Source organism: Agarilytica rhodophyticola (genome assembly GCF_002157225.2).
In the GTDB taxonomy this organism is placed as follows: domain Bacteria; phylum Pseudomonadota; class Gammaproteobacteria; order Pseudomonadales; family Cellvibrionaceae; genus Agarilytica; species Agarilytica rhodophyticola.
The window spans coordinates 3,180,667-3,204,980 of sequence record NZ_CP020038.1; the positions used below are offsets into that span (position 1 = coordinate 3,180,667).

Sequence of the window (24,314 nt, forward strand, 5' to 3'; positions counted from 1 at the left end):
GAAAAATGAATGTATTTGTATTACCGGTCCTACTTTTTTGCCTGTCTTCTCTAGTGTTTGCACAAGAAATAGAGCAGATGCTGGTTACCCCAGAGACTCCTGATTATTTACAAAATTTCCAGAAACTTCATTTACAACAAGACATCAAAACTGCGCAGCAACTGCCAACACACAACCTAGCCGAATTAATACTAAATTCCCCGGACGCTGCATTAAATGGCCAGGGAGGCATGTTGCAAATGTACAGTATTCGAGGTTTATCACGTTGGCGGGTTAAAACTCTAGTGGAGGGCGTGCCCATTAATACAGACCGGCGCGCGGGCAGTGCAGCGTCTTTTGTTCCTCCTGCGTTTGTCCAGCAACTCCAGCTTATTCCAGGAGCCGCTTCTTCTATTTTTGGTTCTGGTGCGTTAGGAGGTGCTGTGAATGTAAGTTTACAAAAAACTGAGGGCTACCACGGACGATTTTCTACCGATACTAATCAAGATAGTTCGAATGTTAGCTTTACATCATCTGATAAGGCCAATGATCTTGGGATCTCATATCGTCAGGCGCAAATGGGAGAAGATGCCAATGGTGAACCGCTCAACGATGGTTTTGAACACTTAGCCGGTTTGTGGCGTCATCGTAAATCTTCCGGAAAACTTCGTGATGCTTGGCTTTTCATTAGTGAGGGCAACAATTGGGGAAAATCTTCCAGTCGCTTTCCGCAAGATCGTCGCACATATTACCCTGAGAATAATCATGCTGTGTTTAAAACACAAGTTTTCACTAACAACATACTGATAGAGCCTTATTTTCATCGCTCGCATTTGCAGACGAATATTGAGCGCAATGACTCTTTAACTGTGAGTGAAAATGATGCCTTGAATTACGGTATTACGGCCCTTGGCCAAAAGCAGTTTACTGACTGGCAGTATACTTGGCAGGTGGGCATGCATGAACGAAACGATGTTCTAGCGAAGGAAGCATTATTGGATAATCAGCAATTTCTCCTACAGTCAAGAACCACCTTGTCGGGCGATGAACGTGAACTATTTTTCCAAAGTGATATTTATAAACGTTGGGATGAATTAAATTGGACAAGTGGCATACGCCTTAGTCACACCGATTTACAAGATAGACAAAGCTCAGCTAAAAAAACCGATGTTAACTGGAGTGCTTATTCAGGTTTACTTTGGCAGATAGGTTCTAATTGGGCCACCAGTGGTTATATCAGCACAGCATACCGAACCCCTTCACTCACAGAGCTTTTTTTTAGCGGTGAGACACCGAGAGGTCAGGTATTGGGAGATCGCAACTTAAAATCAGAAAATGCGTTAAATATTGAATATGATGTAAAATACAAGGTTAGCACTGTTCAGCTAATTTTAAGAGGGTTTTACCAGCAGATAGATAATTACATAGAGCGAATAGAACTTGATAATGATATTTTACGGTACCAAAACCTTGAGCGTGCTGATATCAAAGGCATTTCATACAGCCTAAATTACACAGCAATTAAAGAAAAGTTGCACGTGAATTTATTTGGCCAATGGCTATCGGGAGAGGATAATAACGATAATCCTCTGATAGATGTTAGCCCCAACCATCATACCATTTCATTGCTTTATAACCTGGAAAAAATAAAACTTCGAGCAGATATCCGCCACCGCAGCAGTAAAAAAAATGTAGCGCCTGGCGAGCAACCTCTGCCGGAACTGACAACCATTGCCATAGCGATGGAAGGGCAGCTCAATGCAAACTGGGGATATCGTTTAACAATGAATAACTTAAGCAATAAACTGGCACGTACTAGCACAGATGAATATGCCCCTTACATTCGAGGCCGACATGGCGTTCTTGAGTTATATTTTTCTTTCTAAAGCGTATTCAAACTTTTAGTTATTCGTTGAAGTGAAATAAATTTTGGTAACTAAAGGTAATTTATTTTAAAAAGGTATATAGGAGAGAGCTTATTCATCGCCCCCTAAAATCAAGCTATTTTGCACACCGTTGCTGTATTTTAAGGGACGATATATTTAGCCATCAGATTAACAAGATGGCAATATCTTGCTTATTTCTAACGATACACAAATACGAACAATAGCTATGCTTGGAGTCGCTGGGTTTAAATGCCCTATGCATTGACACCTTTCATACCTTCTGGAGTATAGCGTTCGCCAACAATGTTGCATTTTTCAATGGCTGATTCTATCGCCGCTTGATCGTCATCTGTTAATAGGATATCTACAGATTGAGCATTATCCTCAAGAAAAGTTTCTCGTTTTGTGCCGGGAATTGGCACGATATTATCGCCTTTAGACAATAGCCAAGCCAAACAAATTTGTGCTGGCGTACATGATTTTGCTTGCGCCATATTAAACACTGCTTGTGCGATGGGTTGGTTAGCATTTAAGGCATCCGTGGTAAAGCGAGGCAAGTTCATACGCACATCTCCGCTTGCCAAATCAGACTGAGACTTAAATAATCCTGAAAGGAAACCTCGCCCCAGTGGTGAATATGGTACGAAGCCGATGCCAAGCTCCTGACAGATTGGTAATATATCTTTTTCTACATCCCTGGACCACAAAGAATACTCCGTTTGCACCGCGCTAATGGGATGAACAGCATGGGCTCTTCGCAAAGTTTCAGCGCTTACCTCACTCAGGCCGATATGTGCAATTTTTCCCTGCTCCTTAAGTTGCACTAAACCTGCCATTGTTTCTTCAATGGCTTGTGTTGGATTAATTCGGTGAACATAATAAAGATCTATCTGCTCAATACCCAAGCGTTTTAGCGAGGCTTCACAACACTGCCGAGCATAACTTGCACTATTGTCCAATGTCCTATTATACTCACCTGGTCTACGCACTATACCGAATTTTGTTGCAACTTTAACCTCCGCACGGGTGGATTGCAGAAATTTCCCCAGTAACTCTTCATTGTGGTGTGGCCCGTACATGTCAGCTGTATCAAAAAAATTGATGCCCAGATCAACAGCCCGACCTAATACGCGTAAAGACTGCTCATCGTTTCTTGGCCCATAAAATTCACTCATTCCCATACAACCCAAGCCAAGAGAAGATACTTCTAAAGCATTACCAAGCATTCTAGATTTCATAATATAAGTCTCCTAAAACAATACTATTAAGATGCCACACACTAACCATGAAATATTTAGATAAAAATCGAAAGCCATTTTCCATTGATGAAAAACTAAAAGAATTTATCTGGGACGATACTAGAGCTTTTCTGGCCGTCGCAAGGTATAGCACATTGACGGCGGCTGCAGAGTGGCTCGGCATTGGTATTGCAACCTTATCGAGAAAAATTGAGCGTCTTGAAGAAGTTTTAGGTACACCACTTTTTATTCGCTTACAATCAGGCTACCAATTAACAGAGGAAGGTGAGAGTTTAGTCGATAAAGCAGAATCTATTGAACGAGCAGTTTTTTCGTTACTCTATTCCGATCTCAATAAAGATAGTGAACTGACGGGCAAGGTGCGCTTAGCCACATCGGAAAACTTAGCCAACGAAATTATTTTACCCTGCTTGTCGCAACTCCAATCAATATATCCCAATTTAATGATTGAGCTGGCAACGGATACTCAACTTGTAAATTTGCACCGGCACGATGCTGATTTAGCCATTCGAATGGTTCGCCCTGCACAGGGTAATGTTAAATTTCGTCAAATAGGGAAGTTGTCATTTGGTTTATATGCAAATAAGAGCAACGCTGAGCTTGAGATAAATACTGAAACAAAATTTATTTCTTGGGCCGAACAGTATCGTCATTTTCCAGGCAGCGAATGGATAGAAAAGCAATTACAAGGCCACTCGCCATACCTAACCGTATCCTCAGTCGCGTCAATGGTTGCCGCAGTACAAGCGGGCTTAGGATTAGCCGTTTTACCGCATTTTGTTGCAAAGAGACGCGGTCTTAGCTGCATTCGTGATAATTTAGAAGTTGAACAGCCTATTTATCTTGTCATTCAAGGTGACCTCGCTCATTCACGCCGAGTCAGAGTGGTTGCCGATTTTTTAGTAGACATCATCTCCAAACATCAATCAATACTGGAGTATGGAGAAGAGCCACAATAAGCTTTTTCAATACCCTCTCTCTTTCAGGCGTGGGATGTTACTCTCATAAATATTTCATCCTAAATTAGTTGCACTATTGATTTATACCGGTATTTTAATTTTTCTGAGTGTATAAAATACCAGCCTACGACCTGGTTAAATAGCGGCTTACCCTTGCCAGTAGAGGCCAGCAGCAGCGAGCAAACTTGATTGCCGTAACGCATTGAACCTGTTAGAGTTTTATTTAAAATGTCGTTCACAACGCCTTTTTGAATAAAAGGTAACTCCGACAAATATACCGTTAGCACTTAAACAGTACATGGACATATACAAGAAAATTCAGAAAGCCCGTGGTAGTTGTATCACGGGAGTAAAAGAGGCAATTGTAGAATCGGTTGGGTGTGCTGCCGAACTATTTGATCTTTCGAATGAAAGTGGCATCTATAACAAAATAAAGCGTCCCGAAGCGGTGGAGGTATTAAGAGCCGTTCTTCACAGAGACATGGCATATAATGTAAAAATCATGTCTTCTGAAGAAGCCAAAAACCTAGCAAACGACTTTGTAGGTGAATTTGGTGATGACGCTGTTTTTTATACGAATGGCGAGTATGGAAAGCCTCGTGATAACCCCAATATTGGTCCGTCTTGGTCGCCTGCTACAGATGCTACTTTTGATACAGGTATTATTGTCGTGTCACATGGTGTTGTCGCTTGTGCATGGTTTACAGATGAAGACTAGTGCTAACAAACACATTAAAAAGTGCTAATAAAAAATGTGGGCTGAATTCACCATCGCGCACCTTTCATAAAAAGCTTATATAACAAAGAAAAAACTAATGATTACATCCATAACTAAATTTAAGCTGTCCAAGCCTGTCACCCAAGAAGAAGCAAAAAATATCTTCTTGAGTACAGCACCCAAATATAGAGACCTACCGGGACTGATCCGGAAATGCTATGTTATTTTTGATGATGGCTATGCCGTTGGTGGAATTTATCTATGGAACTCTCGTAAAGATGCCGAGGCTGCTTACACAGAGAGTTGGAAAAAATTCGTTAGTGAAAAATATGGTTCAGAACCTGAAATCACTTATCTTGCAACGCCTGTTGTAGTTGATAATGTTGCAAAAGAAATAATCTTTGATTAAATAATCAAAGTTATTATAACTGCCATTGATACATTTAAATCCATAACAAACAGCGATGCTGTCTGGCATTTTGTGCCACAGTAAAATGCCTGTCATAAAGCCTATCAGACAAGTTGGATCGACGGAGATAAATCCAGGCAAATTCTTAAAACGTTATCCGGTTCTGGATTTAGTCCTCATCACCGGAGCACGAAAGTAGATTTTCATTGAAGTGATATAAAGACGCGGGATACTGAGTCAAAACTCAAAAAACTATATGCGTGGTTGACAGAAAATACTAAGAATTTTGGTTTTTGTCAGGTTTACCCTGCGAAAGGAAGAGGTGCTGACCAACGCACTGGAGTTCATGAAGCGAAAAAGTATCCATGAGTGTATATTTGGCGTCGATCTACTACTTATTATTCTAGAGTTATCGCTCTAAAAATGAATGAGGTTTAAAAATGGGCTAGCCGTACCCCAAGTCGTACCCTTAAAGAAAATGGCGCAAAAAACCCTTTTTGTTTGAAGAAATTGCTTTAACTGTAACCAAATTAGATTAATAATACACTCACCTTAGGCGTATTAAATAAAAAAGCAAAATAACAAAAACAAAATGACAAAGGAGAGCGCTATGTTGGTTGGAACACTAATACGCGATGATGTTAGTTCCGTTGCCATACGCGGAGTCTTTGCCATAGGTGATAAAATATTTCATATTCTAGAGCGCCCGTGGCAAAATAATGCGCGCAACAAAAGTTGCATCCCCGCTGGACAATATAGCGCGCATTTTTTACCTCGCTCTGCCAGCGGTAAGTATAGAAATATTTACCATCTCAAGCCTGTTTCTGGGCGTTCAGGTATCTTAATTCACAACGGTAATGTGGTTAGCCATTCACGAGGTTGTTTGATCATAGGTCTTCGTCGAGGGACATTAGCGGGGCAGCCAGCTGTGTTAAATTCTCGTACAGCTTTATCAGAACTCTCGCAAGTTACACAACAAGAACCCTTCATGCTTAACATTATTGGACAACAAACTATTTGAGGAACACACCATGGTCACAGAATTAATTAGCTTATTTACTTCTACAGGTGCAGGTGGTCTCATTGGCATGGTGGGTAGTTGGCTGACCAAACGCGAAGAGAGAAAGAACCTACAACTCAAATATCAACATGAAGTCGCCATGGCGAATATTCGCAAAGAGGAAATGCAAGCCGAAGCCGCACATGAATTAGCCATGGCCGATAAAGCAATGGAAAGGGCCCAGGTAGAAGGCGATATTGCTATTGGCGAAGCCGAGCTAACAGCATTTAATACCAGTTTGAAGCAGCAGGGTGTGAGCACCGGTGTGAAGTTTGTCGATGCGCTACGCGGTGCAATGCGACCACTGATCACTATTTATTTACTTATTATTGCCAGCTACATTACCTATAAAATTAATACGCTAGTGGGTGGTTTTGATAGCCTTGAGCAAGGCGATTTACTAAATACTTATAAAGATATCATCCAACAAGTGCTCTTTTTAACCGCAACAGCTGTGACTTGGTGGTTTGGTTCAAGGCCCAGTACACAAAGAAAGTAACATTACATTCATTGTAAGGCCGAACTTTTAGGTTCGGCTTTTTACTGCTACGGGTTAAACCGTATTATTGTAAAGAACTAAGTGCTTTAGTGAGTTCTGTCGTATCTACGAATGTATACACTTTGGCTTTGCTATCCCACTTTATGCCGGCATTAGTATTAATCGCATGGCGTGTGTTACGCATCTCAACCACTACTTTACTTGTGGCAATGGTTTTCTCTACTGGGGCAGGGTTGGGGTTTATAGGCTTTGATATTCCCATGGGGTCGTTATCGTCAGTCACGATATCCTTCTGCCATTTGTCAAGTGTTTTATATTTGACTTCACCAACGCCGGGCACATCTGTAGTGTAACTCTTGCAGGCATAGCGGTCATCATCTGATTGATAGAACCATGACCCAGGCTTTATTACTTCGCAGTAATTACTATTAAATGCATTAATAAAGTTACCCTCCGCATTATTAATGGCAACTGGATCTCTGTCAGATGGTAGCAGACCCATTGTCCGTAACCTATGATAAATAAGATTAAGGGGTGTCTTTAAGTAAAGATCGTAATTATTTTTACGCATCCATCCTTGATTAGCGGCGTTGTCATTTTGATATTTTTTTGTTCGGCTCGCCCAGTCAAGTTCAAACTCTACAAGCCCGTTAAGGGAATACACAAGTAGCATATAAAACCCTTTCACTTGCGGACTATCCCAGCGACTGGTTTTAGAGAATCGATCACGTGCAGCACTGTAAGACTTATAAGCTGCACCATCCTGATTAGAAAATAAAGTCTTTATAGGTTTAGCTTTGTTGCCAAAATGCTCTAAATTTAATTCAATGTTAACCTGGGTATTAGGTGCGCTGACAAAATTTTCATATGACACTGTATTAGTTTTGTAAAAACCCACTTTAGAGGGATTGTGTTTCTTGTTTGCGCCGCAGTGAGCCCCAGTTCGCGCATAGTCAGGTGTGATAGTATTTAATGCCTCCACAACATCTTTAGCGCTGACATAGCAGGTTCCATCAATAGGTTGAGCACCTAGGATAGGCGACTTACAGTAATGATCGTTATTGATAATATCCACAAAATGCTTGAGAAATAAAAATGCACTTTTCCACTTTTCCTTGTCGTCATGCCTAATGGGCGCGGTGACAAGCTCTAGTGTGCGAAGATGAAGCCTACCTCCACCACCTAAGTCATGTGTCATTTTCATCAATGGAAAATCACTACCGTTAACTTTAACCGTCTCAGTGGAGCAAAGTAGCTCCTGATCATTTTTGCTCGCTGGATCACTCCAGGTATCACCATCCAGGGCGGCAACTTTGGTGAAGTCGTTATTTTTTCCGACGCCCAGTTCCCACTCTATACCAATTCTTGGATCGCTTTGTGCGTAAGTATTAGAGCTTGTAAGTATTAAACCGAATACAGTTAGTATATATGCTGGCATACATAGTCTTTTGAAAAATGTTTTACTATAAGAGTAAGAAGATAGCCTTAGGTTTAAGACAGCGATTGTTCTATTAAATGTTCCGCACATAGATAATCCTTAGTAAGTCACCAATGAATTTATGACGGTTAATGATATAAATCTGTGTAGGGCATAACTCGTCGAAAACGCTGGAAGTAGTAGGGGGTTATGCTGGAGATAAGACTATTGATAAGAAGGTTGATAAAAAGGCAGGTTGATAAAAACGCAAAGCCCATGTATGAGTATTCTATGTATTCTCACCAATGGCGCTTGGCTCACACTTTGAAGCGCAGTTCAAAAAACAGGTCTATCATTACCGCAGAGGTATATTTATGACTGAAGTCTCACACAATCAACATATTGCTACCACGGCTCACAGCATTGGCGAAGATGGTCGAATTTGGCAAATCAATATTACCACCGGTGTTGCTGAGCCGGTGATGTATCTAAGCGAAATGAGACCAAGGGAGCGCAAAAAACTTATTAGCGCTATTAAAACAGTAATAGATAATGCTGACGAGGATTGTAAAGTGCCCGGTAGTAGCAGCTGAAAACGTCTAAAGCGAGAAGAATAAGCATGCCAGTTTAAAGAGATCTTTACCTCATTTAACTTTAGAATATTCTAACTCCAGAACATTCTAACTCCAGAATATTTTAGCTTTTGAACGCTGGTGCTTCTTGAACCTATGCCGAAAAGATAAGTAAGGGATAGATAAAATGCTGACTATCCCGATAGTATCTGTTGTGCTTTTTTTGTCTCATTTCCTGCCTCTTTTTTTCTGTTTTTTTGTAGCGTTCTCTGCAGCTTTATATTTCTCCCTCATAAGCATCTGTTATAAGTTGTTTTAAATTTATTCATCCTACAAATGTTTTTTATCAACCTTTGGTTTAATTTCTTCGCAAGTGTGAAGTCAATTCTTTTTACCCTATAAAAAGTACTGTAATTATTAAATAAATTTTTGATGTCATTTGGATGATAAAGGCGTCTGATTTTTATTTGGATAGAAGGTTAGGCATAATTTTATCGATAATAGTATTGCAAAGATTAATATAATGATTACATTAGTACCTGTGCTAATAATTTACCGTGCTAAAAACATAGTGTGCTAAAAATCTGTTGCACTAAAAATCTGTTGTATTAAAAAGCCGCTGTGTTAGAAATTGATTGGGAAGTATTAATACATGAGTGAGAAAAAATATTTAAGTGAAGAGAAATATAGTTTTTGCTTAGTGCAAGCGCTTATTCAAAATGTTTGGGTGCCTATGGGGATTGCGAGATCTAAAGGGTCTGAAAGTGATTTTGATTCGGCTGGCTCCTTATCCGATGAATTGCGCGAGAAGGGAAGAATTACCTGTATTGTACCAACAGAAAGCTGGTCTTTTGTTACTTTAGACACCAGTGCTTATGCCATCAAAATAACCCCCTTCACTAAGGGCTATAAAGATGTGGAATACATTGAGCATCAATTTAAAGCCTTAGAAAAACATTCATAACCAACAGCATTTTACTTGCTAAAAACCAATAGTTTTTAGCCGATCTACACAATTGATAACCGCAGTCTTAAACACTAAATAACAATAGTAGACTAAGGAAAGTTACAGCAATGAAAGACCTAGCGCCTTCAGATCTTAAGGCCATCCTGCACTCTAAACGCGCCAATATGTATTACCTTGAATATTGTCGAGTCATGCAAAAAGATGGGCGGGTATTGTATTTAACAGAAGCTAAAAAAGACCATCAATACTTTAATATTCCCATCGCCAATACCACAGTGTTATTACTGGGAAACGGCACTTCCATTACCCAGGCTGCGATGAGAATGCTGGCGCAAGCGGGTGTACTTATTGGTTTTTGTGGTGGCGGGGGAACGCCTTTATATATGGCGAATGATATTGAATGGATGACGCCCCAAAGTGAGTATCGCCCCACAGAATACTTACAAGGTTGGCTATCATTCTGGTTTGACGAAAGCCAGCGCCTAAATGCGGCCAAACAATTTCAACAGGCAAGAATTGAGTTCTTACTGCATGTATGGGGTAAAGATAGAGACTTAAAAAGTGAAGGCTTTGATATACAGAATAAAAGTATACAAGATGCACTGGATACTTTTGATAAACGAACAGGGGAGGCAAATAAATCCTCTGATCTACTTTTAACCGAGGCACAACTGACCAAAGTGCTCTATAAATTCGCCGCCAACAATACTCAGCTTGAAGGCTTTAAACGAGAGCATCAATCAACGGGCACTTCCCTTATAGATAAAGCCAATGACTTTCTTAATCATGGCAACTATTTAGCCTATGGTTTAGCCGCATGCACACTTTGGGTATTGGGTATTCCCCATGGTTTTGCGGTAATGCACGGTAAGACCAGAAGGGGTGCGCTTATTTTCGACATTGCTGACCTAATTAAAGACGCTATCGTACTGCCGTGGGCATTTATTAGCGCCAAAGAAGACGCCACAGAACAGGAATTTCGCCAACAACTCCTGCAAAAATTTACCGACCACAAAGCCCTAGACTTTATGTTCGCGCAAGTGAAACGAGTGGCTCTTCAGGGAGAGGAAGAAGGCGAGGTCAACGATCTATGATGGTCACATTTGTCTCCCAATGTGAGAAAAACGCCCTTAAGAAAACCCGTCGAGTGCTGGACGCCTTTGCCAATCGCATTGGCGATAATACCTGGCAAACGGTAATTACCGAAGAAGCTTTACTCACCGTTAAAAAAATGCTGCGCCAAACGGCCAGTAAAAACACCGCCGTCAGCTGCCACTGGATACGCAGCCGTGCTAGAAGTCAGTTGTTATGGGTGGTGGGTAAGAAGGATAAGTTTAACGCGCAAGGCTATGTGCCAGTGAATAGTACGCACAAAACTATTGAGCCATATATTGATAAGCATAGCTGGAAAACCTTAAATATTATTGAAGTGGCATCCTCAATCGCTGGTTTATTTCATGACTTTGGTAAAGCTAATAAATTATTTCAAGAAAAAATAGATCCTAATATTAAAACGGAAGCCTTTGAACCCTACCGCCATGAATGGATCTCCTTACGCTTGTTTCAGGCATTTGTTGGTAAGCGCCAAGACTTAGATTGGTTGGAGAGATTAGCAGAAGAAGAGTTTACTGAAATTGATCCATGTTTTAGAGACGGTATCGATAACGGCATTGGTGACCACCCAATAGAAAGTTTGCCGCCCTTTGCGAAGCTTATCGCCTGGATTATTGTATCCCATCATCGCTTGCCATTGGTGCCTGCCTGGCTGGAAAAAGTTAATACACCATCAATTGATTGCGTTGAAAAATGGTTGGGAAATTATTTTAATGCTCAATGGAATTCTTATCGGTGCAATGACAAAGAACAAAAGCCAAGAGTGACTGAAAACTGGCAGATTGGAGAGCAAGCCTTACCTTACAACAGCGCTAAATGGCGCTCACATGCTTCAAATATTGCTGCAGAAGCTATTACAAAATTGGCTTCACATGATATCGCAAATAAGGATTACATTAACAATCAATTATTTACAAGTCACCTTTCTCGACTAGCTATGATGTTGGCTGATCGATACTATTCTTCTCAATCTGAAGTCACACCCAAATGGCGTAGTCGCAATTATCAAATTTATGCGAATAGTTACAGTAAATACGATTCAAATTCGGGTTTTAAACAAAAGCTGGATGAACACTTAATTGGTGTAGCTTACCACAGTCAAAAGATTGTTCTGGCATTGTCTAAGCTGAATGATAGCCTCACAGAGCTTGATGATAACGAAATGCTATCTACTTCTGTGAAGAAAAATAAGGACAAATACGGCTGGCAAGATAGCGCGAGAAAATTAGCTAAACGATTAGGTAGGGATACACTTACATATGGTTTTTTTGGTATTAATATGGCATCTACTGGCCGTGGTAAAACTATTGCCAATGCGAAGATTATGTATGCACTTGGTGAACAAACCGGTAGGAAACGTTTTAGTGTTGCTATTGGTCTACGTACGTTAACACTCCAAACTGGACGGGAATTTCAGAATCTTGTTGGTATCAGTGATGAGCAACTAGCCATAGCTGTTGGCGGCAGTGCGGTAAAACAATTATTTGATAGCAACTGCGAAAGACACAAAGAAAATCAAGAGGATAAGACAGGTAGTGAGTCATCTGAAGAAGAGCTAGATAAAAGCATGTTCATCCATTTATCCGCAGATAATCTACATAGTTTGAGTAAATGGACTAGGCAAGATAAAAATATCAGTAAGTTGCTTGAAGCGCCTGCGCTAGTTTGTACTATTGACCATCTAATTAGTGCTACGGAAGGTGTAAAAGGAGGAAGACAAACAGCAGCGATGCTAAGGTTACTAACTTCAGATTTGATATTAGATGAACCTGATGACTTTAGTTTATCTGATCTTCCTGCATTGTGTCGTTTAGTCCACTGGGCAGGATTGCTTGGTAGTAAAGTTTTGCTTTCTACTGCCACCATGCCCCCGGCGCAAGCTTTTGCATTATTCGACGCGTATAGAGCGGGATGGCAGCAGTACGCTAAAGCAAATATAGCACACTGGAATGGTGATATATGTTGTGCTTGGTTCGATGAGTTTAATACTTCGCACTACGAAAAACGCTTCGTATCAGCTCTAAAACCCGATTACCAGAATAACCATCAGCAATTTGTAGATAAGCGTATAACTGAGCTTAGTAAGCTTGCGCAAGCTAAAGATGTTAAACAGCTAGGTGAAATTATCAAACTTGAATCTGGTGAAGAGTTATCTGCTATAGGCACTCTCGCACTAACAATATCTCATCATATACCTCGCTTGCATATTAACCATCATGTTAACCGCGATGGGAAGCAGATTTCTGTTGGATTAGTGCGTATGGCGAATATTAATCCTTTAGTTGCGGTTGCTAAAGCTTTACTTTCTATGGACGCGCCTTCAATAGAAAGTAGTCAGGATACTTGTATTCACTATTGTATTTATCATAGCGGTTATCCGCTAGCTATACGAAATTATATCGAAAATCAATTGGATAGCATATTAAATCGCAAAGACGAGGAAAAGTTTTGGGATGTAGATAATGTGATAGGAAAAGCAATTAATAATTGTGAACAAAAACATCATATTTTCGTTGTATTGGCGTCGCCAGTTGCAGAAGTTGGTCGAGACCATGACTATGACTGGGCAATTGTCGAGCCTAGTTCGATGCGTTCAATTATCCAACTAGCTGGTAGAGTGTTACGCCACCGAGATAAGAAAATTGCAGAGCCCAATATCCTATTACTAGATCAAAATGCAAGAGCTCTCAAAGGTAAGCAAGTGTGTTTTACCCGCCCAGGCTTTGAGATGAAAAACTTACTACTTTCATCTAAACATTTAAATAAGATTCTAAAGCCTGAGCAGTATCGAATAATCAATTCTACGCCAAGAATTAACCTTCCCACGGCATCAGAATATCATGCCAACAGATGTGGAAAATTTATTAACCTGAACGCATTAGAACATAAAGCATTAGCTTGGCAACTATTTTCAGGTGAGAAACAAGCGAAAGTTTGGTGGAACAATACACTAAAAAATACACCTCATTGGTGTGGCGAAGTGCAGCGGCAACAGCGGTTTAGAGACTCTCAAAAAGATGAAGCCTATTATCTTTGGCAAGATAATGAACACCAAGCTCCATATTGGCGATGGTTTAATGAAAATGTAAGCCCAGCTAAGTTTGGTGAAATCTCAGGAATCACGATAAATAGTGAGGAGGAGTCAATACTTGGAAATAACTGTCACTTTTGGTTTCAACAATCGCCAAGATTTGTTTACCAGCAATTAGCTGAACAATTTACTATACCTTTATCTGAGGTAAGTTGGAGATTTGGAGAATTACGTATTATCGATTATAACAGTGGTCGAGACACAGACTACTTTTATCACAATAATTTAGGGTTTTATCAGGAGGTAAAATGATTGAAAATCTAACAAAAGAATGGAAAAACATCATAGAAAATTATATAGATGGACTTAATGAAAAAGATAAGCTAGGTGAATATCGTGATGAATTAGTGTCAGTATTTCTCTCTAAAAAGCTGCTACAAGCTAAAGTCGATAATACTGAAAATGTTGAGCTTAAAAAGCGACTAATAAAAATTCAAGATAAACCAGCTACTTCCAACAATAGAAAAGAATTTGAGTCATGTTATCATGATATGCTGAATGAAAATGCTATTGGCTCTTTTAATAAACAGCTAGATAAAATTTACAAAAAAACTAATTTCTACAATATTTGGATTTGTCGAGCTATTGAATCTAGTGAAGGGATATTACCAGCCACACATTGTGCTAAGCTATCCCATTCTAGTAGTTCAGGATCATCAATTCTCGATCGAACAACTGAACAAGACAATTGTTATATTACAACAAGTAGCCTTAGAACGGAATTGTTGGATGGTACTTATTTGGACGCCAAATATTCTAAGCAGATTAAGTTTCTAATGTTGCAAAATGGTACGCGCTATCTTTTCGATGAACTAAGCAGTAAGTCTAAGGCGGGACTACGACATTTTGCGGATGACCAAGATGAATTAGACCGATGGATAAGTCGTTATCATAAGATATTAAATACTAGGCCATCAACAGATGCGTTATTAAAACAAATTTACTTTCCTGTTAGCGATAATTACCATTTACTCAGCATACTTAAATCATCTTCAATTGCCCAGTATCTGCATCAAAGCCACTTTTCAAAAGATGCAAGAAAGCAGCGCGATAAATACGATAAGGCCCTAAGAAATAAGAAATTTCTACCTGACACCTACAAACGAGCTTTAAATGTCAATAACTTGATGGTGACACAAAGCCAGCCTCAGAATGCGAGTATCCTTAACGGGAAGAGGGGGGGAGTCATGAAATTACTAAAAACAGCCCCACCTATTTGGAATACTCAACTTATTCCACCTATACATTGCAAATCGTGGTTTAGCCGAGGTATCCCTTATTCCTCCGTAAAAGATGACATTGAGTATTTAAGAGCTTTTCTCTTACGTAATGAGAAGTTAGCGCTTAGTACTAGGCATCCAGATCGGAGAAAATGGTTGATTAAATGGGGAATGGATATTATTGATACCGTCTTATACCATGCTCAAAATATTCAAAGCTTACCATCTGGTTGGTCTCAAGATAACGATATAAAGCTCAAGCAACATCAGCAGTATTTTCTAGACCCGAATAGAGATGACAAAGTGTTTCAGCGACAACGCAAAACCACCGATTGGCAAAAAAAAGTTTGTGATGATTTTGCTACATGGCTAAATGGTTTACTTAGAGGCCGTGATAAAAAATTTACACCACAAAAAGAACATCGCAAATTGTGGTCTTTACTTATGTCTCACGCACTAAGGAATTTAGCACCTGTTTTAGATATAAAAGAAAGCGGTAAAAAAGTGAGTGATGTATGAATCAAATAATTTTAATTAACCGAGTAAGAGTACAAAATGCTAATGCTGTCGCTGGTTTTACCTGGGGCTTTCCTGCAATTACTCATTTTCTCGGCTTTAGCCACAACCTTAGCCGTAAGTTGCCTAAATCTAACTACTGTCAGTTAAACATGTCTGGTTGTGCTGTTATTGCTCATGAATATCAAGTGCACACATATGGCACCTACCATGACCGTTTTATTCAAAGTAAGAATCCTGCATACCTTAGTAAAGATGTTACAAAAGTTGGTAGTGGCGGAGCGCCTTCAATTATCGAAGAAGGCAAAATGAATATGGTCGTATCTCTGCTGATTGGTTTGGATGGTGGTCTTGGTAAAACACAGGAATATTTTTTAGATTGGGTGCGAAGTCGTTGTTTAACCCAGCGTCTTGCTGGTGGAAGTATTTTATCCATTGGTGATGTCGCCGTGTTTGATCTAAACGACCAACAAGATTTTTATCGGCTTAAGCGTAAGTTATTACCTGGGTTTGCTCTAATGGATAGATCTTATTATCTGTCTGAGCACGTAAAGGAAACCAAAGAAAATAACCCAAGAGCTGAAAACATAGATGCATGGCTTGATTTTTCAGTCTTGGAACGCCGTGCAAGACCGGTATCAAATTTAATCACTAGTCACCTAAAAGACCTAGCTAAAAATAATGAATCTTTGCTTCCGCTTTTTGATGCTTGGCAAGCTCATCTTAGTCAGCCTTATGATGGACAAATACCAGTACTTCTGAATGATTATTTTTCATCGCTAGTGCCCGATAAAAATAATAAAAAACTATTTGCGCAATGGCAAGAGTATATTAATCCATCCGCCAAAACCAATGCTGATTGGGAATTTTTACCTAAACCGAAACCGGGGTATTTAGTGCCGATTATGATAGGTTACAAAGCGATCTCTCCTCTATATAAGAATGAGGAGATCGCCAATACTAGAGATAGTAAAACAGAAGTTTGTTTTGTTGAGTCAGTACATTCGGTTGGAGAGTGGCAAGGTGTAAATCGTTTCAGAAATAGCGAAGATATTACCGGCAGTTTATGGCATTACAGCTACACCAGTGGCTGGTATTTATGCACTCAAGAACAGCATAGTAGTGATACAGAATTAGAAACTGAAGTTGAAAACCTTTTTGAACCTTTAGATGAATTACAATAAGTACAAGGAATATAAAATGAAAGATAACATTGAACTACCGAATATGTTGGCATTTGAACGGAAAATAGAAGTCTCCGACGGCCTAATGATGTCAGGAAATTGGACATCAAGTTTATTGAGTGGAGCTGACGAAAATACCTGGCAAAATATCGCTATCACACAGCGCAAAAATCGCTCAACCCAGAGTGCTTATGGTATAAGTGACGAAGACAAGTCTAAGCCTAATCCTGTATCATCTGACAATGACGATGCTAATTTATACCCACAACATGATACGCTTAAAATCACCTTTACTGCCCGTATGATTGGTGACCTCGGTAATCCTTTTGGTTGCAATGATCCTGTGTTTTCTTCTGCTATTAAAGATAAAGTTAACACTTATAAAGAGGAAGGTTTACGAGAACTTGCTTATAGGTATGCCTATAATTTAGCTAGTGGACGATTTCTTTGGCGTAACCGCGTAGGAGCCGAATTTATCAGTATTCAAATTAGAGTTAATAATGGTGAAGTGATTGTTTTTGATGGCTATGACTTTTCGCTTAAAGATTTTTCGATGCAACGTGATAATCAAGATTTAGCTAAAGTATCGTCGGCTATTTTTGATGGTCTGAACAGTGACGATAGTTTTAGCTGTTTAAACGTTAACGCCTATGTAAAATTGGCCAAAGGCCAACATGTATTTCCATCTCAAGAAATGAATATGCAAGAAAAGAAAAAAGTACTTTTTAAGCTTAACGATTGTGCTGCTTTACATAGTGTTAAACTTGGTAACGCTATAAGAACTATTGATGATTGGTATGGCTCAGAGAAAGAGCCTGCTGAATTTCCAATTGCGGTCGAGCCTTTTGGCGCTGTTACCCAACGGGGGCAAGCATATAGAAAAACCAAAATTGATTTATACAGCCTAATGCTCAACTGGGTAAATGATAAAGACATTTCCAGCGATCAGCAAAACTTCGTTTTAGCTAATCTTATTCGAGGTGGTGTATTTGGTGGAAAAAATTAAAGGATTTACCATGAACTACTACCAAGACATTACCTTGCTCCCTGATGCCGAAGCGAACCTCGGTTTTTTATGGCACAAGGTGTATCAACAAATTCATCTTGCATTGGTGGAAAATAAAGTAGCCGAACACAGCTCAGCCATTGGATTATCAATTCCTGAATACAATAGCAAAGCCGATGCGAAGGCTTTTCCTTTAGGGCAAAAAATTAGGTTATTTGCTAAAGAGCAAGCTCAGTTGGAGCGGTTAAACCTCAATAGTTGGCTTAAACGTTTTCTGGACTATGCTCATATCACTTCGATTAAGGCTGTGCCAGACAAGGTGGATAAGTTCGTATGTTTTTCACGCAAACAGGTAAAAGGGAAAGCCCGCATTGAAAAAGACATTACACGATCAGCTCAACACCAATCGACAAAGTTTAACCTTCCTTATGAAGAATGTGTGAATACATTGCGAAAAAGGCCAAAAGCCAGCTTTCAAGAAGAGAAACTCCCGTTTATTACTGTTACGAGCTTATCATCAGGTGAGGGTGATAATGGCGCCAAAAACAAGTTTAGACTTTTTATTGTGATGAAAAAGGCGACAAAGGAAAGCACAGGCACCTTTAATTGCTATGGGCTAAGTTCTCAATCAGTGGAAGAAAACGCCAGCGTCCCTTGGTTTTAACCCTTTTTTTTCAAGCATCGCTGCAGCCCGCATTATACGCGGGCTTAAGATTGCAAAATAAAAAAGGGTATTTGGGCTAAAAAGCCCAAAAGTTCTTTAACAATCAGGCACTTAATGTTATTTTTGTATTGTTCACTGCCGCACAGGCAGTTTAGAAAATTCGCGTTTGTGGCCTCTGCTATCGTAATTAGTTCACTGCCGCACAGGCAGTTTAGAAACGGTAATGAATACCGGTAAATTTGCCACAGTCGGTTCACTGCCGCACAGGCAGTTTAGAAAACAGGGTTTAGCTCACAGACCTTATTAATTATGTTCACTGCCGCACAGGCAGTTTAGAAAATTAGTGGTCGTTGTAGTAGAAGAAACAGGTTGTTCACTGCCGCACAGGCAGTTTAGAAACGTGCAGGATGGAACGGCAAAGACATGTTCTTGTTCACTGCCGCACAGGCAGTTTAGAAAAGATATAAACACAGTTAATAAAACAAATAATAGTTCACTGCCGCACAGGCAGTTTAGAAAAGAGCTTCACGTGGTGGCGACGTACTGCAATCGTTCACTGCCGCACAGGCAGTTTAGAAAATTCGTTATTTTCACACCGCCAGTTAAGGTCAGTTCACTGCCGCACAGGCAGTTTAGAAATAATGGCCCTCCCGCGCCACCTATTTGTCAAAGTTCACTGCCGCACAGGCAGTTTAGAAAATGTGTAAAGAGCTTCTGTAGCCCCAACCACAGTTCACTGCCGCACAGGCAGTTTAGAAATTAAAAATAAAAGCTACGAACTTGTGTACAGCGTTCACTGCCGCACAGGCAGTTTAGAAAATTGAAAAAGTCCTGTAACTCTGTTTCATTATGTTCACTGCCGCACAGGCAGTTTAGAAAATTCAGAAACCGCAACAGAAAGTTAAGAAAAAGTTCACTGCCGCACAGGCAGTTTAGAAAGCCTCCATACCCGACAGCGTTTTTTTGTTACGGTTCACTGCCGCACAGGCAGTTTAGAAAAACAATGGAGCGTGAAACTTCAGGCGAAAAAAGTTCACTGCCGCACAGGCAGTTTAGAAATGGCGGTGATTTTAATAGAAGTACCCAAGATAGTTCACTGCCGCACAGGCAGTTTAGAAAAACATCATTTAGTTTCCGCGCAAGGCTTGAGAGTTCACTGCCGCACAGGCAGTTTAGAAATGCTGATCACTAACCCCATGCAGACGCTCACTGATCACTGCCGCACAGGCAGTTTAGAAATTTATCATTAACAGCTTCTAGTGATTCCAACAGTTCACTGCCGCACAGGCAGTTTAGAAAGCGCTGACTTGTGGCCTCGCCGCGAATATCCAGTTCACTGCCGCACAGGCAGTTTAGAAATGGAAACCTTTTACATCTTGATGTGCGTGTTGGTTCACTGCCGCACAGGCAGTTTAGAAAATGACGAAAATTGCTCCCAGCGTTGACTTACAGTTCACTGCCGCACAGGCAGTTTAGAAACGTATTCAAAGCAGATGTTTTTAATAGAACTTCGTTCACTGCCGCACAGGCAGTTTAGAAAAGTGGTAGGTGTTCAACGTACGGAAGATAAAGGTTCACTGCCGCACAGGCAGTTTAGAAAATTGACATAACCGTTAGGCACTCCGCGTGTTGGTTCACTGCCGCACAGGCAGTTTAGAAAATTAGAGCCTCTCAGCCTTGCTGTTGAGAAAGGTTCACTGCCGCACAGGCAGTTTAGAAATCTGAAGACTCTGGAGACAACTTTAATGTTTCGTTCACTGCCGCACAGGCAGTTTAGAAATTGATTGAATGCAATGCCTCCCATAGGCTTCCGTTCACTGCCGCACAGGCAGTTTAGAAAGCTCGAAGAGGAAGTTAGAGCGGGGCTTTTTGGTTCACTGCCGCACAGGCAGTTTAGAAATTTAGTTGTAATGTCAATTGCTTCATTCACCAGTTCACTGCCGCACAGGCAGTTTAGAAATTCGCTTCCGCATAGTCTTTTATCCGCGTATCGTTCACTGCCGCACAGGCAGTTTAGAAAGGCGTCTCTCTGAGAGCATTACGCGGCTGGGAGTTCACTGCCGCACAGGCAGTTTAGAAAAGCGGTAAATATTGTTGATGGTAACAGTTATCGTTCACTGCCGCACAGGCAGTTTAGAAATAATATAAGTATCAATATTTTTGCCGAGATAGGTTCACTGCCGCACAGGCAGTTTAGAAAATAAGAATGACTCGGCGTAAACGTTGCTTTTTGTTCACTGCCGCACAGGCAGTTTAGAAAATATCCAAATGTGCGCGATTCTTTTTGGTATGGTTCACTGCCGCACAGGCAGTTTAGAAATTCATATCAGGTAAGTAGGCACCGATTCCTGCGTTCACTGCCGCACAGGCAGTTTAGAAATTAACTGAACTCATTCTGAACATGGCGTTTAAGTTCACTGCCGCACAGGCAGTTTAGAAAACTGGGGCGATTAATGAGCGGTTCAATGAGTCGTTCACTGCCGCACAGGCAGTTTAGAAATCCACTATATTTCGATATGGATAAGGAGATGGGTTCACTGCCGCACAGACAGTTTAGAAATTAAACGTGGCGTTTGAAGTCCATAGATTTATGTTCACTGCCGCACAGGCAGTTTAGAAATAACTTTCCAGTGACAAATACAAAATCCATATGTTCACTGCCGCACAGGCAGTTTAGAAACTGCGTAAAACATTAGCATTAAATTGCGTCCCGTTCACTGCCGCACAGGCAGTTTAGAAACTTGAACACCACCTGGTGTCTTTTTGAAGTAGGTTCACTGCCGCACAGGCAGTTTAGAAATGGGACGGTTTTTGAGGGTAATCACGCAATTAGTTCACTGCCGCACAGGCAGTTTAGAAAATCCTTGTAGTTTCCTTATTCTTGCCATGCGTGTTCACTGCCGCACAGGCAGTTTAGAAACAACTCAGCATTTGATTTTTGAATTAGAGCTAGTTCACTGCCGCACAGGCAGTTTAGAAATGTACTTCAACACGCGCATCATTTCGTGCGAAGTTCACTGCCGCACAGGCAGTTTAGAAACGATTGTGCAGTTCGAACACCGGCATTTTGGAGTTCACTGCCGCACAGGCAGCATAAAAAAGATGCAGTCTTTATCTACTCGCTATTCCACTAGCATTGGCTGTGTATCGGTAAATAATATATTTTTTACGTGCCTAGGTTTTTAATGGGCAGAAGATAGGAGTATCACTTCCGTGTGATACAACGAGTATGTGTTTGTAAAAGAGCCTTTTAAAAAGGCTCTTTGTAAGAATATACCCGTTAAATAAAAAATGCGTCCTTGCAAGTGTACTAAGAGAATGTAAAAACGTTCTTAATTACGAGGGGATTGTGGTCTATTTGAATTGGTCGCAAATGCTTGGCTAACATTGTTGCTAGCGTTGCCTTCACGGAACATGACAAAACGATCGATACCGTGATCTTTTGAGCGACCAGAGATTTGCACATCGTAAACACCTGCACGATTAAATTGTGCAAAAATGCTGTGGGCGTCGTTATCACTGGTTGATGTGACCCAATTCCAATCCAGTGGCGAACCACCTGAACGGTATACTTTAAACCAGCCATTTGCGCTGGAGCCTTTAGGTCGTGAGCCAGAACAGGCATTGCCTGATAACTTGCCAACAGGGCACACGGTTGAAGAACCTTTTTTGCCGTAGAAATTGTTAGCAACAATGCGTAACCAGGAGTCATTGTGGTCTGTATTTGCCACATTCGCCTTACGAATTGAGTTGCGCCATAGGAAGCGGTAGGTGCCTGGGCTGGTAATATTAACTTTGACTGTCAGGGTGCCATTGCCTGGATTGCCGAAGGAGTCGTTGCCCTGCCAGTTAAGAAAGCCACCTATTGAGCCTGAACCCGATTGTGATGCCCATCCACCAGGAGCGTTTACAGATTCTAAATCAACCACGACTAATCCGTTTTGCTCTTGGAATGCGCCACTTGGGCTTGGGTTAGGTGTAGGTGCTGGAGTAGGGGTAGGTGCTGGAGCACCGCCACTATCTGCAACTAATGACGCTTGGTCGATAAACGCTACATCACCGGCACCGGCAAGAAAGAAATAAACTTGCGCGCTGGTGCTGTTTGCACCTGTGGTAAATCTTAGAGTGGTGCCTTGGTAAGAGGTGTTGGTAATAGTGTTAGCTTGTTCTGCTCGGCCGTGTTCTTTTACTCCGAAAAAGGCTCTATCACCTGCGTTAACTTTTACTTGTGCTGAATATACATAGGTTGTGTTTGCACGCAAACCCGATAAAACCTGAGAAAAAGCGCCAACGCCAGTTACGCGTCCGGCATTAGATCCTGATGCGGCATCATTGCTTATTACACGTGTGCCGTAGCCACCCCAACCATTAAGGTTGCCGCTCTCAAAGCCTGAGTTACTTAACAAGTTACGTGGTGCAGGTGTTGGTGTAGGGCTAGTACCAGGTAAATCACCGCAAGGCTCAGAACCACACATACAAATACTCATATCGCTGCGGCTATTGGCACAGTCAGTCGCACGGTTACCAAATATATTTTTACACTGTTGTGTTAAATCACATTGATCAACAGGCTCTGCTGGGAAAGGTGCAGGGGTTGGTGTGGGCGCAGGTGGTGCCGTCGGTGCAGGAGTAGGATTAGCAGTGTTAAGTGCTACTGGATTATCAAACTCGTTAAAGAAGTCATTAACATTTCTCAAACTATTAAACCCGGTGAAATAGGTAAATTCCACCACGTCTGAGAAGTCAAAACCACCGGCTTCGATAGAAGGGTTCTCGTAGTGGCCGTTGCCACCGAAGTTATTCGCATTAGCTACACGACGAGCTTCTCGCCAACAGGCGCCAGCACCAGCACCTAAAGAAATGGCTTTATTAAACTGAGCGCCTGATCTGCTTGTTAATTGTGGGCTGCCATTACCACCAGAATTACCGTTAGGTACGCGAGTATAATCGGTGTTATTCATCACGTAATTAAGGTCTGCTTCTCGTGTTTGACGCTCATTAAACGCAGGAAGGGTACTGTGTTGGTAGATATGAACACGTTGTTTGGTGTTAATGCTACCGTTGCGCTGCTTAATTCTGCGTACAAGGTCTGCTGAAAAGTCAGATTGACCAGCTTCAACAATAAAAATATCACCACCGCCGTTTAATACAGATAGTGCACGCGATTGTGTTTGGTTAAGGGCGTTGTTCCACTGTGATGTGCCACGTGGACTGCCTGTTGGGCCTGAAGTGATAGGGTGGGAAAGTACCCAGTTGCCAGCACCAAGACACAGATCCATAACGGTGTTTGAATTGAGGAAGGCGCTTCTTTGTTGGCCTGTAGTACCGAGTACACCCCAGTAATTAAGCCCTCTAAAACGTGGATCTCTAAGCATGGTACCTACACCTGCTTGAGACTGAATATCGTCGGCATCGGGCTTGTTATCGAAAAAGAAAAATACCGCATCTTTCGACTTATCTACTTGCCCTAGCATGTTTGAGCCACCAGGGCTAGGCGTAGGCGCAGGGTTTGAGCCCGCGTCACAACGCTCGGAACCACACATACATACACTATTATTGCTTTGGCTATTAAGGCAGTCGGTCGCTCTATTGCCAAAGGTGGTTCTACATTGTTGGGTAGTATTACACTGATCCATCGCGTAGACGTTACTCATGTTAAACATGCCCAACGTCAATAATAAAGGCGAAACAATGCCTTTGATTATCTTATTAGTTTTTTTGAGGTGCATTAGTTGTGTTCTCCATATGGATTTTAATTATTTCTCTAGTTGTGTTGTGTGTATAAAAGTGTGTTA

General features: G+C 41.1%; 17 protein-coding genes and 1 CRISPR repeat array. Of the genes, 14 read left to right on the forward strand and 3 right to left on the reverse strand.

Annotated elements, in window-relative coordinates:
- Window positions 1-5 precede the first annotated feature (5 nt).
- On the forward strand, window positions 6-1,865 hold the full coding sequence (locus BVC89_RS13385; protein WP_086931666.1) for a TonB-dependent receptor plug domain-containing protein: 1,860 nt from the start codon (window positions 6-8) through the stop codon (window positions 1,863-1,865).
- 254 nt (window positions 1,866-2,119) lie between these two features.
- Here the strand turns inward: BVC89_RS13385 and BVC89_RS13390 are convergent, their stop codons facing one another.
- Window positions 2,120-3,103, reverse strand: coding sequence for an aldo/keto reductase (locus tag BVC89_RS13390; RefSeq protein ID WP_173780730.1), 984 nt, complete (start codon window positions 3,101-3,103; stop codon window positions 2,120-2,122).
- Window positions 3,104-3,150: 47 nt separating this feature from the next.
- Here BVC89_RS13390 and BVC89_RS13395 point away from each other — a divergent pair, with 47 nt between their 5' ends.
- From BVC89_RS13395 to BVC89_RS30170, 5 genes are all read left to right on the forward strand, one after another.
- Window positions 3,151-4,083, forward strand: a complete 933-nt coding sequence (locus tag BVC89_RS13395; protein WP_086931668.1) for a LysR family transcriptional regulator — start codon at window positions 3,151-3,153, stop codon at window positions 4,081-4,083.
- A gap of 298 nt (window positions 4,084-4,381) precedes the next feature.
- Window positions 4,382-4,801 (forward strand): hypothetical protein, encoded by a 420-nt coding sequence (locus BVC89_RS13400; RefSeq protein ID WP_086931669.1) that lies wholly within the window; start codon window positions 4,382-4,384, stop codon window positions 4,799-4,801.
- A 97-nt stretch (window positions 4,802-4,898) separates the two neighbouring features.
- The gene (locus tag BVC89_RS13405) at window positions 4,899-5,210 is read left to right on the forward strand and encodes a YdhR family protein (RefSeq protein ID WP_086931670.1); all 312 of its coding nucleotides are present in this window, start codon (window positions 4,899-4,901) and stop codon (window positions 5,208-5,210) included.
- Between the two features lie 610 nt (window positions 5,211-5,820).
- Complete coding sequence (locus tag BVC89_RS13410; protein ID WP_086931671.1) at window positions 5,821-6,231, forward strand: DUF5675 family protein; 411 nt, start codon at window positions 5,821-5,823, stop codon at window positions 6,229-6,231.
- Window positions 6,232-6,241: 10 nt separating this feature from the next.
- On the forward strand, window positions 6,242-6,769 hold the full coding sequence (locus tag BVC89_RS30170; RefSeq protein WP_216825136.1) for a hypothetical protein: 528 nt from the start codon (window positions 6,242-6,244) through the stop codon (window positions 6,767-6,769).
- A gap of 64 nt (window positions 6,770-6,833) precedes the next feature.
- On the opposite strand, the gene BVC89_RS13420 is transcribed toward BVC89_RS30170, so the two are convergent.
- A complete protein-coding gene (locus BVC89_RS13420; RefSeq protein WP_086931672.1) occupies window positions 6,834-8,207 on the reverse strand; it encodes a hypothetical protein in 1,374 nt (457 codons plus the stop codon).
- 353 nt (window positions 8,208-8,560) lie between these two features.
- Between BVC89_RS13420 and BVC89_RS13425 the strand changes: the two genes are divergently transcribed.
- From BVC89_RS13425 to cas6f, 8 genes are all read left to right on the forward strand, one after another.
- Complete coding sequence (locus tag BVC89_RS13425) at window positions 8,561-8,779, forward strand: hypothetical protein (protein WP_158657927.1); 219 nt, start codon at window positions 8,561-8,563, stop codon at window positions 8,777-8,779.
- Between the two features lie 631 nt (window positions 8,780-9,410).
- On the forward strand, window positions 9,411-9,722 hold the full coding sequence (locus BVC89_RS13430) for a hypothetical protein (protein ID WP_086931674.1): 312 nt from the start codon (window positions 9,411-9,413) through the stop codon (window positions 9,720-9,722).
- Window positions 9,723-9,832: 110 nt separating this feature from the next.
- On the forward strand, window positions 9,833-10,819 hold the full coding sequence (gene cas1f, locus BVC89_RS13435; protein ID WP_086931675.1) for a type I-F CRISPR-associated endonuclease Cas1f: 987 nt from the start codon (window positions 9,833-9,835) through the stop codon (window positions 10,817-10,819).
- Entirely contained in the window at window positions 10,816-14,181 is a 3,366-nt protein-coding gene (gene cas3f, locus BVC89_RS13440) for a type I-F CRISPR-associated helicase Cas3f (protein WP_086931676.1), read from the forward strand. Before cas1f ends, cas3f begins: the two co-directional genes overlap by 4 nt.
- Complete coding sequence (csy1, locus tag BVC89_RS13445; RefSeq protein WP_086931677.1) at window positions 14,178-15,668, forward strand: type I-F CRISPR-associated protein Csy1; 1,491 nt, start codon at window positions 14,178-14,180, stop codon at window positions 15,666-15,668. Before cas3f ends, csy1 begins: the two co-directional genes overlap by 4 nt.
- On the forward strand, window positions 15,665-16,849 hold the full coding sequence (gene csy2 / locus BVC89_RS13450) for a type I-F CRISPR-associated protein Csy2 (protein WP_086931678.1): 1,185 nt from the start codon (window positions 15,665-15,667) through the stop codon (window positions 16,847-16,849). Before csy1 ends, csy2 begins: the two co-directional genes overlap by 4 nt.
- Window positions 16,850-16,865: 16 nt before the next feature.
- A complete protein-coding gene (csy3, locus tag BVC89_RS13455; protein WP_086931679.1) occupies window positions 16,866-17,855 on the forward strand; it encodes a type I-F CRISPR-associated protein Csy3 in 990 nt (329 codons plus the stop codon).
- Complete coding sequence (gene cas6f, locus BVC89_RS13460) at window positions 17,842-18,519, forward strand: type I-F CRISPR-associated endoribonuclease Cas6/Csy4 (RefSeq protein WP_216825137.1); 678 nt, start codon at window positions 17,842-17,844, stop codon at window positions 18,517-18,519. The genes csy3 and cas6f overlap by 14 nt, the downstream gene beginning before the upstream one ends.
- A gap of 130 nt (window positions 18,520-18,649) precedes the next feature.
- Window positions 18,650-21,619: a CRISPR direct-repeat array (repeat unit 28 nt; unit sequence GTTCACTGCCGCACAGGCAGTTTAGAAA).
- A gap of 232 nt (window positions 21,620-21,851) precedes the next feature.
- On the opposite strand, the gene BVC89_RS29770 is transcribed toward cas6f, so the two are convergent.
- Window positions 21,852-24,173 (reverse strand): carbohydrate binding domain-containing protein, encoded by a 2,322-nt coding sequence (locus BVC89_RS29770; protein ID WP_158657928.1) that lies wholly within the window; start codon window positions 24,171-24,173, stop codon window positions 21,852-21,854.
- Window positions 24,174-24,314 lie beyond the last annotated feature (141 nt).

Bases quoted from the DNA above. Each gene is read 5' to 3' on its own strand.
- BVC89_RS13385 (WP_086931666.1), top strand. From the start codon at position 6: ATGAATGTATTTGTATTACCGGTCCTACTTTTTTGCCTGTCTTCTCTA.
- BVC89_RS13390 (WP_173780730.1), bottom strand. From the start codon at position 3,103: ATGAAATCTAGAATGCTTGGTAATGCTTTAGAAGTATCTTCTCTTGGC.
- BVC89_RS13395 (WP_086931668.1), top strand. From the start codon at position 3,151: ATGAAATATTTAGATAAAAATCGAAAGCCATTTTCCATTGATGAAAAA.
- BVC89_RS13400 (WP_086931669.1), top strand. From the start codon at position 4,382: ATGGACATATACAAGAAAATTCAGAAAGCCCGTGGTAGTTGTATCACG.
- BVC89_RS13405 (WP_086931670.1), top strand. From the start codon at position 4,899: ATGATTACATCCATAACTAAATTTAAGCTGTCCAAGCCTGTCACCCAA.
- BVC89_RS13410 (WP_086931671.1), top strand. From the start codon at position 5,821: ATGTTGGTTGGAACACTAATACGCGATGATGTTAGTTCCGTTGCCATA.
- BVC89_RS30170 (WP_216825136.1), top strand. From the start codon at position 6,242: ATGGTCACAGAATTAATTAGCTTATTTACTTCTACAGGTGCAGGTGGT.
- BVC89_RS13420 (WP_086931672.1), bottom strand. From the start codon at position 8,207: ATGCCAGCATATATACTAACTGTATTCGGTTTAATACTTACAAGCTCT.
- BVC89_RS13425 (WP_158657927.1), top strand. From the start codon at position 8,561: ATGACTGAAGTCTCACACAATCAACATATTGCTACCACGGCTCACAGC.
- BVC89_RS13430 (WP_086931674.1), top strand. From the start codon at position 9,411: ATGAGTGAGAAAAAATATTTAAGTGAAGAGAAATATAGTTTTTGCTTA.
- cas1f (WP_086931675.1), top strand. From the start codon at position 9,833: ATGAAAGACCTAGCGCCTTCAGATCTTAAGGCCATCCTGCACTCTAAA.
- cas3f (WP_086931676.1), top strand. From the start codon at position 10,816: ATGATGGTCACATTTGTCTCCCAATGTGAGAAAAACGCCCTTAAGAAA.
- csy1 (WP_086931677.1), top strand. From the start codon at position 14,178: ATGATTGAAAATCTAACAAAAGAATGGAAAAACATCATAGAAAATTAT.
- csy2 (WP_086931678.1), top strand. From the start codon at position 15,665: ATGAATCAAATAATTTTAATTAACCGAGTAAGAGTACAAAATGCTAAT.
- csy3 (WP_086931679.1), top strand. From the start codon at position 16,866: ATGAAAGATAACATTGAACTACCGAATATGTTGGCATTTGAACGGAAA.
- BVC89_RS29770 (WP_158657928.1), bottom strand. From the start codon at position 24,173: ATGAGTAACGTCTACGCGATGGATCAGTGTAATACTACCCAACAATGT.